Below are 16,748 nucleotides of genomic sequence, written 5' to 3' on the forward strand. Positions count from 1 at the left end.
CTACTTGAGAATGACAGCAAATATGACCGTCACATGATTGTTCGAAAATAGATGCTTGAATGTTTTATATTCAAACATCTAACAAAAGCATACAGCCATAGTACATTTCCTGACATAATAAATAAAGTTAAATTGCTTATAAATGTAAGGCAAAATAGCTTTTTTTAAAAAATTGATTGATGTTCTAATATTGAATACGATTTGTTCGAATATTATGTAATAAATTGAACAAAATGGTTAGAACATGGCTTGGTCGCCGCGGAAAGCAGAAAACAAGGGTAACTAAACGAACATGAGCCAATATAAGTTAATCAACTTATATGTCAATTGGCTTTATTGCATTGTTGATGTTCGGATGTTAGTATGGTTTCTAAATTTTGTTCGAGCATTCCGTAAGGGTGCTTTAATGCATTGCTAGATAAGGCCATCCATGATTTACACTGATGAAAACGATAAGTCTACTTGGAAGATTAGTGAATATGACCACATGGTCACCTTAATCAATCATGCAGACATGGATGAAAATTTCAAAGATGATTTAGCTTTGGCTATCGTTAATTCAACGATAGAAGAAAATAAAAGAGCGAATTTAAGCGACATTTTATTTTCAGTAACCACCTTAGATTTCTTTCAATTAGAATGGGGTGATTTCAAAAAGCTCTATCCTCAATGCCCTGAACCCCCTATTTCGATTGTCCAATTAGACGCCGTCAGTGAATTATTAGATGATAACCTCGAAGATCTTTATGAATTCATTGAAAATACTTTCGTAACAGAAAAAACACAGCAAAGTGTTGTTGCTTTGCTATTAAAAATCACCCCCGCTTCCACTGCCAGTGATATTGAACAACTTTATACTGAATTAAAAAAACAAGAACGCTCTGCAACCATTTCAGAAAAAACTTTTATTCAATCAATCTCTTACTTTGTTACAGGTCTGCAAGGAAAAGATGAAAACAAACTCATTAAATCAACCTATAGCAAAACAAAACTCTCCCCTGAACAAATTAGTCACATTTTCACACAATTTTTATATAAAAAATTTCCTGCATTGAAGCCAAAAACGAGTTCTTCTGCTACAACGTCTGAAAAAAGAAAAATTGAAAGCATTGATCTTACTTATAGCGACGAAGAAGATGTCCTACAACCAACCAAAAAGCCATTTCTTCTTCAATTTGCAGAAGCGCTTGGTACAGATCTCACTAATTTTATGAAAGAGCACTTTGGTCATAGCTCCGATGATGAAAAAGAAAGAAACGATTTAAAAAGAAGCTTTTAAGCTTCGTGCCAAGTTCTTCTACCTAAAATAGTTGAGTCGATATCGATCTCACCCTTTGCCCAGCCTTTGCTTGTGGGAACCCTGAATAGACGTTTTTCTTCTTTAGGTTTTCTAACAAGCATCGTTGGGGACAATACGACAGGATTTTCAATTTTCTCCCCTGTAAAAACCAATGCCGCTTGACGCAAGAATTCACCTGATTCAGCAGCAAATAGCATTAAACACTCGTCATTATTTACTGCAAGAATTTGATTTCGCAATAGCGGTTGATAAAGTATTCCATTCGTATCAATGATTTGATGAATAAGTAGTTCTTGCCCTTCTTCTTCCACTAAAATAATAATCACATGCCCCATGTGGTATTTTTTTTGTGCCCAGACATAAAGTAAAACGCTTCCCTCTTTTGAGCTTCGCCCGACAATCACTTTTCCTAGCACTTTGGCAATCGGCAGCATTGATGATAATGGTATAATCGTTTTTTGTCCTTGTTCGATTTTCCACAAACATCCATTCTCATCGACTTGGTACTGTCTAGCACAATAACGCTGATTCGGATGAATATCATTTACTAACAAAGATCTTCTGATTGCGTAAATGCTGGTAAATTGATTGCTAGCCCCATCTGGTTGAGTTTGTTCATGTGTTATTCGATAATAATGAATGCCTTCGGTTTCATGACAGGAAAGTGAATCGGGGATCCATTGAAGGTGGGTAACACCTTTTAATTGAGCTGGGTTCATTCCTTCGGCTAATTGCTTTTCTATCGATTGAAGATGAAATAAATAATTTAAGTGCAGTTGTTTTTTTTGCACATAGTAATTCAGCATTTTTATATCAAGAATCGTTGTCTCAAACAATAGCAACATAAATACCGTTGATGCCATACAAAAAATTAAAGTAATCAGTAATACACTCCCTAATTGTTTGTGATTAAGGGCCATTCAAAACTCCACCATTTTCGCACTTTAGGTTCATTCTCTTCTACCGAATTTAATAATGCTTCTAATCTGACACTGACTACGGCTTGCCAATCGGATATGGCTTGTGCTTTTTGATAGATTATTTTTCCTGAATGTAATACACCATAAGTAAAAACCAATTTTTCTACCCCTTCGATAAGCTCTAAAGTGCGTCCATTAAAATCGGTACTATAAAGCCCATAAATGGCATTTCCTCTGGCATTATTTCTTTTAGATTTAGCAACATAATAAACCGTTGATGATAAAATACTGGCGGTGAATGCAGCATGATTAAATCCATTTAATGTAATAGCTTCATTAGGTATCGTTATAACCTGAGTTCGTTCGCAATCCGTTAAAATAATTTTAGTGCCGGGTTTTATGGATATTGGGGTAATACTTATACTATTGAAATCTTGAAAACTGGCTTGTAGCCAGAGCATATCACTGTCATTCACATGCTTTTTGAGTACGCGGCTACTTGCTCTTAATGCTTCAGGGATCGCTTGGTAAGTGACTCCTTGCAGCGGATCTATCGTTAGCTCTGCCTTTGATAGTCGTTTACAGCCAAAAACACCGTGATTGCGTATTGCTTTTCCCAGTACGTAATCCAGTGTTCTCGCATTGACTTGCATTCTGACTAAAGCCTGCTGCATTGATACGATTTTTTTAATCAACATCCAAGTATTGATCACCATAATTGTCAATATGGCACTCAAAACTAATGATACGAGCAGTTCAACTAGAGTCTGTCCGTGATATTGTTTTATGTTGGTGTACTCCATCTCGGTGTGTTATCACTTTAAAGTGATAAGGTAGAACCCGGAGATTTAAAACAAATCCTTGTTCTTGGCTTTGAAAATTGATTTTTGCTTGCGGGAATAATTCCTGAAAATGCTTTTGCCATTCATTAAAAATAGCACTTTCCAATGATGAATGCTGGTGAATGAGCAAAGATAACGTATCCACTTGAAAATGTAGCTGATTTAATAATAACGACTCTCGTGTTTGTTGAATTTGTTTCAACCCGATCCCAATCATCGATAACAGCGTTGTTAAAAAAATAACTAATGCTATTAAGACTTCAATGAAACCATAGCCACGATTATGAAACCACTTTACCGAGACAGAGGGCGAACAAACTTCGTTCATTTTTGTTGATCATTTCAAGTTTTTAATGGCGCGGACATTAATGCATGAAGATAAGAAAAGCAATGGGTATTTTAATGAAGTTTTATTGCAATTGATTATTTTTTATAATATTCATCTCCTCACCCGACGCGCTGATGCGCGTCGGGTGAGGGAATGTGAAACAGGTAGCGGTTATTGCCCTGTCACAGTCATGCGCTGACGTTTAGTTGGTGATTCTAATGTCGGTTCATTTTTAGCTTTTGCCTTACTTTTAGTTGGCATCTCTGCAAAGTTAGCATATTTTCGTTTGTGCCCAACAAATTTCCCTGCACCTAGAACCATATTGCGTGACAAATCATCTAGCTTATTTGTAGGAAACATATTCTGACCAACTGCTCTTGCACTCAACCAAGCTAAGGAGTTTGTTTCTTTACCAAAGCTTTTTGCAATGTCATTTTCCAAAGAATCCGTCGTCTCTTTTCTATCTGCACCTAAGCTATTTAAAATGACTAATTCTTCCGTCCTGTTGTTTTTCTTCAAGTTAGATAGCAATTGCATGCAATGCATATCATTATCTGAATCAAAGGGCTCCGTGAGAAAATCTTTGTTTGATCGTCCAGTACATCTCGTGAATACTCTTATAGCGTTCAAAAATTGATCATTGGAAAATTCTTTAAACTCTGGATAATCGTTGAAAAGACATGTATAAAAAAAGGTATTTTCTTGATTAAATTCCGCAGTATTACTTGGATCGACTAAATTTCGTAGTTTATTTAAATCATAAATTGAATGAGGCAAAGAAAGTAAATTGGACATCTCATAAAAAGGACCCAGTATTGGAAAAAATTCTTCCATTTTTTTCTTCACAATAAATATTTTTTTTATTGCTTGTTTTGTCATTTCTGAAATCATTTTTGCTTACCTTTATTCTGATTGATGACAAATAATAGTCAGCAAGTTAAACAAAAATCAAGATGAGTCATTTTAGCAATAGATAAGTGGCAAGTTACACAAGATAAAGCAAAAAAAGTTCAAAGCATGATTCGAAGAAAAAAATCATCATTTGAACTTTTTTATTTATGGCAAAATTTATCAGAATTATTTTGATTCATTTTACTCCCTCACCCGACACGCTTGTGCGCATCGACCTCTCCCTAAGGGAGAGGTGTAAGAAATCAAATTCAGTTTGTAGGGAGTTGTGAAATAATTTCTTTGACTAATCCAGGTCCTTGATAAATCAAGCCTGAATAAATTTGAATGAGTTTGGCGCCTGCCGCTAATTTGGCATTCGCTTGTTTACTGCTCATAATGCCGCCTGCGGCGACAATAGGGAGAGACTCCCCTACTCTCTGATAAATCGTTTGGATCATGCGGGTAGAACGTTCAAACAACGGCTCACCACTTAAACCACCCACTTCATCACGTTGAGGAGATTTTAAATAAGCTGGACGTTCAATAGTCGTATTGCTGGCAATAATGCCTTCTATTTGTAAAGCCAACAAATCATCTAATAGTGTAAACAGTTCATCATCCGTTAAATCAGGTGCAATTTTCACTAAAATCGGCACTGCTTTATGATATTTTTCAGCTAACAAGCGCTGTTCATGCTTTAAAGGAACTAAAATACTTTTTAACAAATCTCCCTGCTGAAGCTTACGTAATTCAGGGGTATTGGGGGATGAAATATTGACGGTGACATAATCTGCAAAAGGATACACTTTTTGATAGCACGTTACATAATCTTGCCACGCATTATTCAACTCTGTATCTTTATTTTTGCCAATATTCACGCCAATTGGGCAGGTTGCTTGCATTTGTTGTAAACGAGAAACTAAATAATCGACGCCTTTATTGTTAAAGCCCATCCGATTGATAATCGCTGAATGGTTTGCTAAGCGAAATAATCGAGGTTTAGGGTTACCAAGCTGAGGTTTAGGCGTTACCGTGCCCACTTCCACAAAGCCAAATCCCATGGCACTCCAAGCTGGAATACAGTCCGCATTTTTATCTAAACCTGCTGCTAAGCCAAGCGGATTAGCAAAGGTTAAATTAAAACAGGTAACAGGATGTTGTGAGAGTGGTTTGGCATGATTAAAAAAACCAAATTGCCCTAGCTTCTTTAAAGTCCATAACGTTACTTCATGAGAAACTTCAGCATCACACGCAAATAATAAAGGTCTAACTGCCTTGTATAACATTTTTATTAACTACTTTTCTCGTCTCATTATTCTGTAAAAGTTTGTATAGATGCCGCGGACAAGCCGCGGCAAGTAGGCACTCAGAAGCTAAACCGCAAAAGTATTCGGTTATTAAGCAACTCGCTTTCCGGTTTGCTCTCGCAAACTCACATTGGCGATTTCCATTAACTCCCGTAAAGCCACAGAGTACATGGTAAACTCACGTTTGGTTAATGACTTCAATTCATCAATCATATTCTTCCAACGTTCAAGCATTTCTTTATGCTGAGCCATCCACGCATCAATTTGCGCTTCGACATTATTCACATCCGGTTGCATCATCATCACAGCGACAGTGAGATTTCTTTGTTGACGATCAAGATCATCTCTAATCGCGGCTCTGGCAAGTGAATCCCAGTGATTGGCCACAGGATGATGTTTAATTTGCTCGCGGAACCAGCCCAGTTCTAAACGTGCACCAATCGCATAATAAGTAATTGTGACTAAATCGACAGGCAGATTATGTGTCGTTGCAGCATCAACAATATCTAATGCTGAGAACATAGCGCTCATTTGTGCGGTTACAAGTGCTGTTTCTTGTGGCACATTCTCTTCCATCAATTCATTGGCGAACTCGAGCAAATATTCTTCAGCCGTGCCCGAAATGGCATGATGAAGACCTTCGCGAACTAAATCCATCTTCGGTGTAAAATGGTTAATCACTTCTGCGATATCCAAGTTACTAATACGATGGCGTAAGAACCAACGTGTTCCCCGGCGAACTAAGCGATTTAATTCATGCAACATTTTTACTTGAATATCTGCAGGAACAATAAAATCTAACGCGTTGACTGCTTCACGGAATTTTATGGCTCTGAATATTTCTTTGGCTGCAATATAACCACGTACAATTTGGGGAATGGTTGCGCCTGTTTCATCTTGTAATCGATGAATAAAGCCAAGCCCCATATCATTGATAATGGAATTTGAAATCTGCATCGCTATTAATTCACGTTTTAGACGGTGCGATTTCATTTGCTCGCTATAACGTTCTTGTAATACCTCTGGGAATGCACCCACTAATTCATGAGCAATATACTTGTCTTCGGGTACATCCGATGCAAGAATTTCGCTTTTGAGCATGGTTTTACAATAAGCTAATAGTACTGATAATTCAGGACGTGTTAAGCCTCTTCCACTTTGCTGACGCAATAATAAATCTTCATTTGAAGGTAAAAATTCAAGAGGACGATCAAGATTACTAAATTGTTCTAAATGATCAATTAACCGACAGTGCATTTGTGCATTCTTCGTTGCATTAAATTCTGCCACGCTAATTGCTTCAATTTGATTTCGATTGTCTTCAAGTACTAATTCAGAGACTTCTTCTGTCATATCAACTAACAGTTGATTACGTTGTTTTTCAGTTAAATCCCCTGCTGCCACAATACCATTGAGTAAAATTTTAATGTTTACTTCATGGTCAGAGCAGTCAACCCCACCGGAGTTATCGATAGCATCGGTGTTAATTTTGCCACCATTTAATGCATATTCAATACGACCCAATTGCGTAAAACCAAGGTTCCCACCTTCACCGACGATGCTGCAACGTAATTCTTCACCATTCACTCGCAAAGCATCGTTGGATCTATCACCCACATTGGCATTATGTTCATAAGAAGCTTTGACGTAAGTACCAATACCACCATTGAACAATAAATCAACTTTTGCCTTCAATAAGGCTCTAATCAATTCCGTTGGCACAATCTTAGGTTTATTGATCCCTAAAATTTCTTGCATCTCAGGTGACAATGGAATGTATTTAGAAGAACGAGAGAAAACACCGCCCCCTTTAGAGATTAACTTAGGATCATAGTCTTCCCAAGTTGAACGCGGTAAATGAAAGAGACGATCACGTTCTTTGAAACTTGTCTCTGGATCGGGATTAGGATCTAAGAAGATATGCACATGGTTAAATGCGCCAATCAGCTTAATATGACGCGATAGCAACATACCGTTACCAAATACGTCACCTGCCATATCCCCAATACCCACTACCGTGAAATCGGTTTTTTGGCAATCAACGCCCAATTCTCTAAAATGTCGTTTAACGGATTCCCAAGCACCTCGAGCCGTGATAGCCATCTTCTTATGGTCATAGCCGGTTGAACCACCTGATGCGAAGGCATCATCCATCCAGAAGCCATATTCTTTTGATACGCTATTGGCAATATCTGAGAAAGTTGCTGTTCCTTTATCTGCGGCAACAACAAGATAAGGATCATCGGCATCGTATCTCACAATATCAACTGGCGGAATGACTTTATTTTCAACCAGGTTGTCAGTGAGATCGAGCAAACCATGAATAAAGGTTTTATAGCTTTCTATACCTTCTGTCATGATTTCTTCTCGTGTTCCTTTGCTCGGCAAGTTTTTAGGAACAAAACCACCTTTTGCCCCTAAAGGAACAATCACCGCATTCTTAACTTGTTGGGCTTTCATTAAACCTAAGACTTCTGTACGGAAATCTTCACGTCGATCGGACCAACGCAAACCACCTCTGGCAACTTTTGCTCCTCTTAAATGAACCCCTTCTACTCGAGGAGAATAAACAAAGATTTCATAAAGTGGACGTGGTAGTGGCAATTCCGTTATCGCCGATGGATCAAATTTTAAAGACAAATAATTTTTCTGATTACCATTCGCTTCTTTCTGGAAGAAATTTGTTCTGATGGTTGCCAGAATGACTTGCATGTAACGACGAATGATACGATCTTCATCGATATTTTTAACTTCTTCTAGGCTATTTTTGATCTTCAACCGTAAAGCATTGGCTTGTGAATTACGTTTCTCTTGAGAAAGGCTTGGATCAAAACGTGTAACGAATAATGCAACCAAATCGTGCGTTATGTCGGGCACACCAGCAAGCACATCTTCTATATAAGCTTGCGAGAAGGTAAACCCTATCTGCCATAGGTATTTGGCATAAGCACGTAGCATGGTGACTTGCCGCCAATTAAGCCCTGAGCTCAAGACTAAGCGGTTAAAACCATCACTTTCAGCGTGTCGATTCCAAATATGATAAAAAGCTTCTTGGAATATCTCTTTTACAGCATCAACATTTAATTCTTTTCCGGAAGTATGAATCATTCCAAAATCATTAATCCACACAATATTCCCTTCTCTTGGGGTAATTTCATGTGGTCTTTCACTTATCACGCGTAATCCCATGCACTCTAACATAGGAATGATATCTGATAAGGGAATTGATGAATCAGGACTATACAATTTAAAGCGTAAAATTCCCTCTTGTTCATCAATCGGTTGATAAAAACTCATTTCGAGTTTGTTACTATCAGATAATTTCTGAATGTGCTGCACATCATAAACGGCTGTACGCACATTATAATCGGCACGGTATCCGGCCGGAAAGGCATTACGGTAATTCTGGAAATAACGATTACCTAATTCTTCACCAAAATGTTCAGATAAAGCATCACGTAAATTATCTTCCCAAGTACGACTTATTTGTACAATTTTGTCTTGAATTTCATTAACATTGTATTCTTTTGTCTTGTCATCTTTATAGCGAATCACAAAGTGGATTCTCGCTAAAATAGACTCAGAAAACCGTGTTGAGAATTCTGCTCGATAACCACCCAATTCATCGACGAGAATTTTTTGAATCTTCTCGCGTAATTTTGAATTAAAACGTTCTCTTGGTACAAACACTAAGCATGAATACAATCTGGCAAAAGAATCTTTGCGAATAAACACACGGATCTTTTGTCTTTCTTGTAAATGAATAATCCCAGAAGCAAGATCATATAATTCTTCCACTGTACCATGGAAAAAGTCATCTCGTGGTAATGTTTCAAGGATATTCAATAACACTTTACCATCGTGACTTTCTTCTTCTACATTGGCACGCTCAAGAATCTTTTGCACTCTTAAACGTAATAGCGGTATATATTGTGGACTTCTATTGTATGCAACAGAGGTATAAAGCCCAATAAATTGCTGTTGTCCTACAACGTTACCATTTTCATCAAAACATTTTACAACGATAAAATCGGTATAGGTTGGGCGGTGTATTGTAGAAATTCTATCCGTCTTACCTAAAATTAGCGGATGCTTAGAAAGCGCTAACTCTTGCGCTGCTTTGGTCATCTCCTGAAAGGGTTCGAAGTAATTTTCACCGAATTTTTTTAGAATACCTAAAGCTGAATCTTTATCAAATGACCATTCATAACTACCATTATTCGTACTTAATTTACGACGGCAATAGCCTAAGTAGGTAAAATGGTTATTGTTAATCCATTTTAAAAATTCAATGATTTCTTCATCAAGGTCTTTTTTATTCGATTTGCTTAAACGATGTTCTAAGTTTTGAATAACTTCGTCCATCGCATTAGCCATCGGCTGCCAATCACCTACCGCAAGGGAGACTTCGTTGATAGTGCCTTCGATAGATTTACGCAGTGCTTCAAGAACAGCGGGATCGCTTTGTCTATCGACTTCGATGAAAATCGGCATTTCTGTTGGGCCATTACCATGATTGGATTTGCCCATGTAAATTTTGTTTATTTGACCTTTTTCATCTCTTTCAATTTTTAAGCCATTGGTATGCAAAATAAGATGAACATTAAATCCTAAGCGATTTAATACCATTCCAACGGATTCGATGAGAAAGGGCAAATTATCATTAACGATTTCAATAACCGTGTGTGTTGATTGCCAACCGTGTTGTTCGAACTGCGGATTGTATACACGTACTTTGACTTCATGAGGATGACGGTGATTAATAAAGTGCCAAAACGACACCAAAGCGCCATACAAATCAAGAATGTTGCGCTCAAGCAAATCTTCTGGGGCAGCACTCAGGTAGTATTGCTTTACAAATGATTCAATTAACTGTGCTTCACTTGTTGGCAATTTATCTTTTACTAGGGCGATTACTCGTCCTATCAAGTCTTCACGTGCTTCTTCCAGCTGACGTGTCATAACCCACACCTCGTCGCGATGATTTGAATACTCATTATTTTACAGCTTAGGCCTGAAATTAGATACTTCGATTCTTGGACCCTTACTAAGCTAACCTACAAACTTTAAATTTAGTGCAATCATTTTATCGACCATTGAACCAATAAGAAATAGCTATGATTTAATGAATTTCGCTATCGATATATGCAGCATTGCTGATAAAATAAATAGTGCAGAAAAACAGAGCATTTTTTGCTAAAAAAAAAAAACTTCTCTCACTGAAAATGATTATAGGGTGTTTCCATCATGAAGCGCATTTATCAATTTTTCTTTATTATTATCCTGCTAACTTTTTCAGCATGCGCGCAAAATCCTGTGACGGGGCGCCATGAATTACAATTTGTGAGTGCTGATAAAGAAATTAAAATGGGCCAAGAGAATTATCTTTATGGCCAACAAGCAAGCGGTGGTCAATATCGCGTTGATCCCAAACTTTCAGCTTATGTCCAAAAAATTGGTCAAAAATTGGCCAAGCAAAGTGATAGACCCGATTTACCCTATGAATTCGTCGTCCTAAACGACTCGGTTCCCAATGCCTGGGCACTGCCTGGCGGTAAAATTGCAGTCAATCGTGGCTTATTAGCTCATCTTGATAATGAAGCAGAACTTGCGGCTGTATTAGGCCATGAAATTACCCATGCAGCGGCACGCCATGGCGCAAAAGCGATGGAAAGACAAATTATCATGGCAACAGGCCTCGCTGCTGCCAATGTTGCTATCACTGCCTCACATAAATCAAGCGATCCTGCCTATAAAGACCAAGCACTCGCAGCTAGCGCATCGGTTGCCGCCGGTTTAATTGGCACTAAATATAGCCGTGAAGCGGAATTGGAAGCAGATTCCTATGGTATGAATTACATGGTAAAAGCAGGCTATGATCCTCACGCAGCTGTAACCTTGCAAGAAACTTTTGTTAAATTAATGGATCAAAAATCTTCCAATTGGGTTGATGGCTTGTTTGCCTCCCACCCTCCGTCTCAAGAGCGCGCCAAAGCCAATCAGCAACGTGCAACTCAAATGCCAAAAAATTTAGAACTCGGCAAAGAACGCTATCAACAAATGATTGCACAATTAAAGAAAGATCAAACAGCTTATGAAGCTTACGATCAAGGTGTTAAAGCACTCAAGAAAGAAGAATTGACCCAAGCTTTAACCTTGGCTAATCAAGCTATCGCTCTTGTGCCCAATGAAGCATTATTTTACACCTTGCAAGCCGATATTTTTGCCAAACGCGATGATAAAGAGAAAGCCATGAGTGCTTACCAAATGGCGATTGAAAAGAATCCCGAGTATTTCTATCACTACCATCAACGGGGCTTATTATTAGAAAAAATGGGCAAAAAATCAGAAGCCAAAGCAGATTTTGAAAAAGCACAAAAACTGTTACCAACTGAAACCGCGGCGGCTGCGTTAAAAAGGCTGGCTTAACCGTGCTGCGTAGTTGATCGAGATAAAAATCCCCCGCTCGCTCCTGCTACGCAGGAGAAGTGCGAGCCGCCCCCTTTTATTCAAAGGGGGCCATCAAGACGAGGAGCTTTAGTACAATGCCCCCCTGAATAAAAGGAGGCAGCTTGCGGTATGCACATGCATATCGCGAGCGCGGGATTTCTATCCTGAAAAAGGTCTTAGATTATCTCTACAGGATTAACTTGTTTCTGTCTTACATTGGCTTTCACAATATTCGCCAATCCTTGGATCCACAAAGGCTCGGAATTTAAACAAGGCACTAAGGTAAAATCTTTGCCACCTAAATCTTGCCATAAACCTTTTGCGCGAATACCAATTTCTTCTAAGGTTTCTAAACAATCCGCAACAAAGGAAGGGCTTGCAATCAGTAAATTACGTTTACCCCCTTGAATTAATTGAGTCATTGCGGTGGTGAGATCAGGCCCTACCCAGGGAATACGCCCTAAACGTGATTGAAAGACCACATGATAAGCATTAATCCCTAATGCTTGTGCAATTAAACGTGAGGTTTCATAGCATTGCGCTCGATAACATAAACGATTTTCAGGAGAGATCTGTGCACAAGGTTGGTTTTGTTGGCAGCTAATTTGGCACTGACTTCCGCCTTTTTCGATTTGCCGCCAAGGCAAGCTATGATAACTAAACAAAATAGAATCCGGTTGTTTGGCTTCAATGTGGGGCGCAATTAAAGAGACTTGTGCCTTAATGTAATTAGGATCGTGAAAAAAATCGCTCACAATCGATAAATGTGGGATGTGTTGTTTGGGCAATAAACCTCGCATCACACTCGCAATGGCTGAACCGCTAGCAGCAGAAGAATATTGTGGGAATAAAGGAACAATAATCACTTGTGAGCATTGCGCTTTTAATAATTTTTCTGTGGCGCTCCAAATACTGGGCTCACCATAACGCATCCCTAATTCAACTTGATATTGCTCACCTAATTCATCGCGCAATCCATGCAACAAATCTTGCGAATGGAATAATAAGGGAGAGCCTTTTTCTTGATCCCAAATAGATTGATATGCATTGGTTGTTTTACCGGTACGAAAAGGTAAAATCACACTATGCAATAAGACCTGGCGAACCCAAACGGGTAGATCGACCACTCGGGCATCGCTTAAAAATTCTTTTAAAAAGGCACGCACCGCTTTCTTATCAGCCCGGGCTGGCGTCCCTAAATTAATTAAAAGCACCCCGGTTTTGGTTATAGTCATGATTTACCTTACAATCTTATACTCTTCCCAAGCCTATAAGACGAGCTGGAAAGTTAATTAAATTACTTGATTGTTATTTCATTGAGATGAATTGTAATCAAAAATAACTAAAGAGAAAACGATGAAGCGCACCTCCTCTCCCCTGATTGCCACCATTATCTTAATGATCCCCTTTGTGCTCCCGTTGGGGCTTGCATTGGATATGTACTTACCCTCTATCCCTTCAATGAAAGAGGCGCTACAAGCTTCTAGCACCATGATTCAATTAACAATGAGCCTCTTTTTGTATACCTTTGGATTTGGGCAACTCGTTGCAGGCCCCATGGCTGATAGCTTTGGCCGACGTACCGTTATCTTATTAAGCAGCGGTTTATTTATACTAGGCAGTCTAGTTTGCGCCTTAACCAGCAGGATTGAAATATTACTTTTTGGCAGAATATTACAAGCTTTAGGTGCTTGTGGTACCCAAGTTGTTGCCATGGCAATGGTACGTGATCAGTATGAGAACATGAATGCCACCATTATTTTTACTTCGCTTAAAGCAGCCATGGCACTGGCTCCTATTGCTGCGCCTATTTTAGGCGCCTACTTACAAGTCCATTATGGCTGGCAAGCAACCTTTATAGTGTTATTAACCTATGGCATAGCGCTATGGCTTTTGGGCTTTTTTAAATTGGAAGAAACGCTGATTAAAAAAATTGCTTTTTCTTTTCGGGATAGAATCCAAAAACCTTATGCAACCTTTATCAAACATTATGGCTTTATGTATTTTGCGGTGTGTGCCATGACAGCCCAAGCTGCAATGTTTGGTTATTTTTCATTATCCCCTCGATTTTTTATGATGGAGCACAGCTTATCGGTTTCGACTTTTGCTTTGTTATTTAGTTGCAATGCTGCATTCTTTTTAACAACAGGTTCGATGATTGGGAAATTGATTTATCGTTTCGGGTTTAGGCAGAGTACCTTCATTGGGGCCATCATGCTATGCATTAGCGCCTTGATGATGTTAATCGGCCATCACTACTTTAATCATTTTTTTATTTTATTTATTCCCAATTTACTCGCCAGTGCGAGTGCCGCGATGCTACTAGGAGCCAGTGCCAGTGGGGCGCTGATGCCATTTAAACAAAATGCAGGCGCCGCTTCTGCCCTTTTTGGTTGTATTGAATTTATTGGTGGTGGTTTATTAGGTGGCATTGCCATCTGGGGTGAGAAGATCACTGTTATGCCTTTAGGTAGCTTATTACTTACCCTAGGTTTGGGTCTTATTTTGATCAATATCCTCTGTATCGAAAAGATTTCATCAACTGAATCAAAGTCGATATCCTGAAATACTTTGGACGTTAGAATGCATCAACTATTGCACTTTCTTGTTCGGGTAAAGCCATCGAAGGCTGCCCCCAGCTCCCTGATATCTCAAAACACTCTTCGACATCAATAGATGGGGTATCAACTTCATCCCCTTCTAATCCTAGAATACCATCTTCTTGAATGAAAAGATCATCATAATCCAAAGAATCATCAGGCAAGCGGGTCAGCGTTTGCAGAAGCTCGTATAGCGTGGTTTCAGGCATATCTTCATCAGTTTTACTATCTTCGGTTTCATTAGGAAAAGGCTCGATATTTGTTGAGATTGGTTGTTCGTCGAATGCAGGATATAAAGTAGTTATGTAATCCATTAATTTATTGACAAGCTCAAGATCTTCTGAAAAAACCTCATCTTGTTGCAGCTTGCTTTTCATGACAGAAAAAACGTCATTAAGTTCGATTAGCTCCTCATCGCTAAGGTTAGTTGCATTAAAGCAAGTGGGATTATTATCATTTGATTCGAACAAATCATCGTTGAGTACATTAACTTTATTTTCGATTTCTGTGTCATTTTCTAAATTATTGGGGTACAAAATGGCATTAAATGCGTCATACCATGACAAACCTTCATTTTCTACTTTGGCTTCAATTTGCTCAAGCAACATTGCATTTTCATCTGCTTCATTAGGAGCATTTAAAATAGTTGCATGTATTAGGCTATCCTTATTCATGTCCTGCGTATCCGGTTCATAAAATACGGCTCTAAAGGCATCGTACCAAGAAAGATTTTCATTTTGCATTTTTTCTTCAATTAGATTTTTCAGCTCAGCCAATTCTTCAGCATATGCTATTTCTTCTTGACGTTGCCAAGTGCCATCTTCTTCATGCCTTATAAAGTCATTTAAAGCATGGTAAACAGCATGATTCGCCAAATCAAGGCCATTTTCTTGGCAAGAATCTACGATAGATCTCGGTAACATTTCCTTTAAAAACTCAAAGTATTCGATTTTATCGATAAGAGGCATGACATCGAGTTGTTCCACCGATTCTTCAGCTCCAGCGATATTAACAATTTCTAAAATTTTATCTGAAAGCTCGTTAGCATTATATTCTGAGAGCGTATCAGCTAATTCTTCTACGTATTCATGCAAACTGTCTTGATCGACGTTGGTTTTGGCAAATACTTCAAATATTTCTTTTTCATTTAGATTAAATTCCCTTTTGCCAACTTTTAACCAATCCGGTTCGTTAAGTAAATCAGCTATGGTTGAACGTCTTAATTCAGTACTAAATAAAGTACTATCAAATAAATACGAAGATAAATCTAAAACCGCTTGATCGGATGTTTGTGAATTGCCTGTCCCTTGTATTGTTTCGCGAACAACTTGTGCCCATAATGATTCATCAAATCGATAGATGGGCTGTTCATAGCTTGTCATTTGTACATCATTCAGAGAATCAAGATCTCTTAATGCCCCTTGAAATACATTATTAAATTCAATCGATGGATTATCTTGGGTTACAGAAGATTGTTGTGCTGATGGTAATTGATTAATAAAAAGGTCATCGAATTCCAAGGCCATTTTTTCGAGCTCGCTTAACGCTCTATTCATTTTGATCGACGCAGCTTGTCCGTCTATTATTGGACTATCTACTAATTTAACTTCTGTGCTTTGTATGAAATCTGTATGGACTATTTTTGGCATTCCTTGCTGCATAATAGGGAGATTTAAACTAGTAGAGATGATTTCATTGCTATTTTGTAGCATTGGAGTAGAAAAAGCATTTTCAGTACATTTAGATAATAAGCTTAGTGTCACTTTTTCTGAACCACTAAAAATTTCCTTAATTACTCTTGATAAGGGTAATGAATGGCCACTTTCTAATTGCGCACCAACTTCTGGCATATTAGATTCAATAAAATCCTGTGCACTTTCCTCTAATATCTCAAATGCCATTTTTTTCTTCTGAACTGCTTGTGAATCCACTTTATATTTGGATTGGATCAGCCTATCAATATAAGTGCATATATTAGTAATGATTGTCGTAATTTGCTCGAAAAGCATTGACTGACACCATCTTGTTAGATTTATCAACACAAGATGATATGTCAGGAATTACCCATGCATCTATTTATTTAAGCTGAAAAGCCCTTTTTATTCGATAA

11 protein-coding genes are annotated in these 16,748 nt (G+C 38.3%); 3 read left to right on the forward strand and 8 right to left on the reverse strand.

The window, feature by feature from the left end; genetic code table 11:
* The first annotated feature begins 430 nt into the window (after window positions 1-430).
* Complete coding sequence (locus HT99x_RS10430; RefSeq protein WP_075064974.1) at window positions 431-1,279, forward strand: hypothetical protein; 849 nt, start codon at window positions 431-433, stop codon at window positions 1,277-1,279.
* Here HT99x_RS10430 and HT99x_RS10435 read toward each other — a convergent pair.
* From HT99x_RS10435 to HT99x_RS10460, 6 genes are all read right to left on the reverse strand, one after another.
* The gene (locus tag HT99x_RS10435; protein ID WP_075064973.1) at window positions 1,276-2,220 is read right to left on the reverse strand and encodes a hypothetical protein; all 945 of its coding nucleotides are present in this window, start codon (window positions 2,218-2,220) and stop codon (window positions 1,276-1,278) included. The two genes, HT99x_RS10430 and HT99x_RS10435, sit on opposite strands and share 4 nt — an antisense overlap.
* Window positions 2,196-2,918, reverse strand: a complete 723-nt coding sequence (locus tag HT99x_RS10440) for a PilW family protein (RefSeq protein WP_235528399.1) — start codon at window positions 2,916-2,918, stop codon at window positions 2,196-2,198. Before HT99x_RS10440 ends, HT99x_RS10435 begins: the two co-directional genes overlap by 25 nt.
* 58 nt (window positions 2,919-2,976) lie before the next feature.
* A complete protein-coding gene (locus HT99x_RS10445; RefSeq protein WP_075064971.1) occupies window positions 2,977-3,390 on the reverse strand; it encodes a hypothetical protein in 414 nt (137 codons plus the stop codon).
* Between the two features lie 171 nt (window positions 3,391-3,561).
* Window positions 3,562-4,281, reverse strand: coding sequence for a hypothetical protein (locus HT99x_RS10450; RefSeq protein ID WP_075064970.1), 720 nt, complete (start codon window positions 4,279-4,281; stop codon window positions 3,562-3,564).
* Between the two features lie 269 nt (window positions 4,282-4,550).
* Window positions 4,551-5,567: a quinone-dependent dihydroorotate dehydrogenase gene (locus HT99x_RS10455; protein ID WP_075064969.1), complete on the reverse strand. Its 1,017-nt coding sequence runs from the start codon at window positions 5,565-5,567 to the stop codon at window positions 4,551-4,553.
* 111 nt (window positions 5,568-5,678) lie between these two features.
* Entirely contained in the window at window positions 5,679-10,550 is a 4,872-nt protein-coding gene (locus HT99x_RS10460) for an NAD-glutamate dehydrogenase domain-containing protein (RefSeq protein ID WP_075064968.1), read from the reverse strand.
* Window positions 10,551-10,835: 285 nt separating this feature from the next.
* Between HT99x_RS10460 and HT99x_RS10465 the strand changes: the two genes are divergently transcribed.
* Window positions 10,836-12,017 carry a M48 family metalloprotease gene (locus HT99x_RS10465; RefSeq protein ID WP_075064967.1) on the forward strand — a complete coding sequence of 394 codons (1,182 nt, stop codon included), beginning with the start codon at window positions 10,836-10,838 and terminating at the stop codon, window positions 12,015-12,017.
* A gap of 197 nt (window positions 12,018-12,214) precedes the next feature.
* On the opposite strand, the gene hemH is transcribed toward HT99x_RS10465, so the two are convergent.
* Window positions 12,215-13,273 carry a ferrochelatase gene (gene hemH, locus HT99x_RS10470; protein WP_075064966.1) on the reverse strand — a complete coding sequence of 353 codons (1,059 nt, stop codon included), beginning with the start codon at window positions 13,271-13,273 and terminating at the stop codon, window positions 12,215-12,217.
* A 121-nt stretch (window positions 13,274-13,394) separates the two neighbouring features.
* On the opposite strand from hemH, the gene HT99x_RS10475 reads away from it, so the two are divergent.
* Window positions 13,395-14,603, forward strand: coding sequence for a Bcr/CflA family efflux MFS transporter (locus tag HT99x_RS10475; protein WP_075064965.1), 1,209 nt, complete (start codon window positions 13,395-13,397; stop codon window positions 14,601-14,603).
* 13 nt (window positions 14,604-14,616) lie between these two features.
* Here the strand turns inward: HT99x_RS10475 and HT99x_RS10480 are convergent, their stop codons facing one another.
* On the reverse strand, window positions 14,617-16,647 hold the full coding sequence (locus HT99x_RS10480; RefSeq protein ID WP_075064964.1) for a hypothetical protein: 2,031 nt from the start codon (window positions 16,645-16,647) through the stop codon (window positions 14,617-14,619).
* Window positions 16,648-16,748: the final 101 nt, after the last annotated feature.

Origin of the sequence: Candidatus Berkiella aquae, assembly GCF_001431295.2 — a bacterium.
GTDB classification, from domain to species: Bacteria; Pseudomonadota; Gammaproteobacteria; order Berkiellales; family Berkiellaceae; genus Berkiella; species Berkiella aquae.

Coding starts and splice junctions, on each gene's coding strand:
- HT99x_RS10480 (WP_075064964.1), bottom strand. CDS start 16,647: ATGCTTTTCGAGCAAATTACGACAATCATTACTAATATATGCACTTAT.
- HT99x_RS10430 (WP_075064974.1), top strand. CDS start 431: ATGATTTACACTGATGAAAACGATAAGTCTACTTGGAAGATTAGTGAA.
- HT99x_RS10465 (WP_075064967.1), top strand. CDS start 10,836: ATGAAGCGCATTTATCAATTTTTCTTTATTATTATCCTGCTAACTTTT.
- HT99x_RS10435 (WP_075064973.1), bottom strand. CDS start 2,220: ATGGCCCTTAATCACAAACAATTAGGGAGTGTATTACTGATTACTTTA.
- HT99x_RS10440 (WP_235528399.1), bottom strand. CDS start 2,918: ATGTTGATTAAAAAAATCGTATCAATGCAGCAGGCTTTAGTCAGAATG.
- hemH (WP_075064966.1), bottom strand. CDS start 13,273: ATGACTATAACCAAAACCGGGGTGCTTTTAATTAATTTAGGGACGCCA.
- HT99x_RS10445 (WP_075064971.1), bottom strand. CDS start 3,390: ATGAACGAAGTTTGTTCGCCCTCTGTCTCGGTAAAGTGGTTTCATAAT.
- HT99x_RS10475 (WP_075064965.1), top strand. CDS start 13,395: ATGAAGCGCACCTCCTCTCCCCTGATTGCCACCATTATCTTAATGATC.
- HT99x_RS10450 (WP_075064970.1), bottom strand. CDS start 4,281: ATGATTTCAGAAATGACAAAACAAGCAATAAAAAAAATATTTATTGTG.
- HT99x_RS10455 (WP_075064969.1), bottom strand. CDS start 5,567: ATGTTATACAAGGCAGTTAGACCTTTATTATTTGCGTGTGATGCTGAA.
- HT99x_RS10460 (WP_075064968.1), bottom strand. CDS start 10,550: ATGACACGTCAGCTGGAAGAAGCACGTGAAGACTTGATAGGACGAGTA.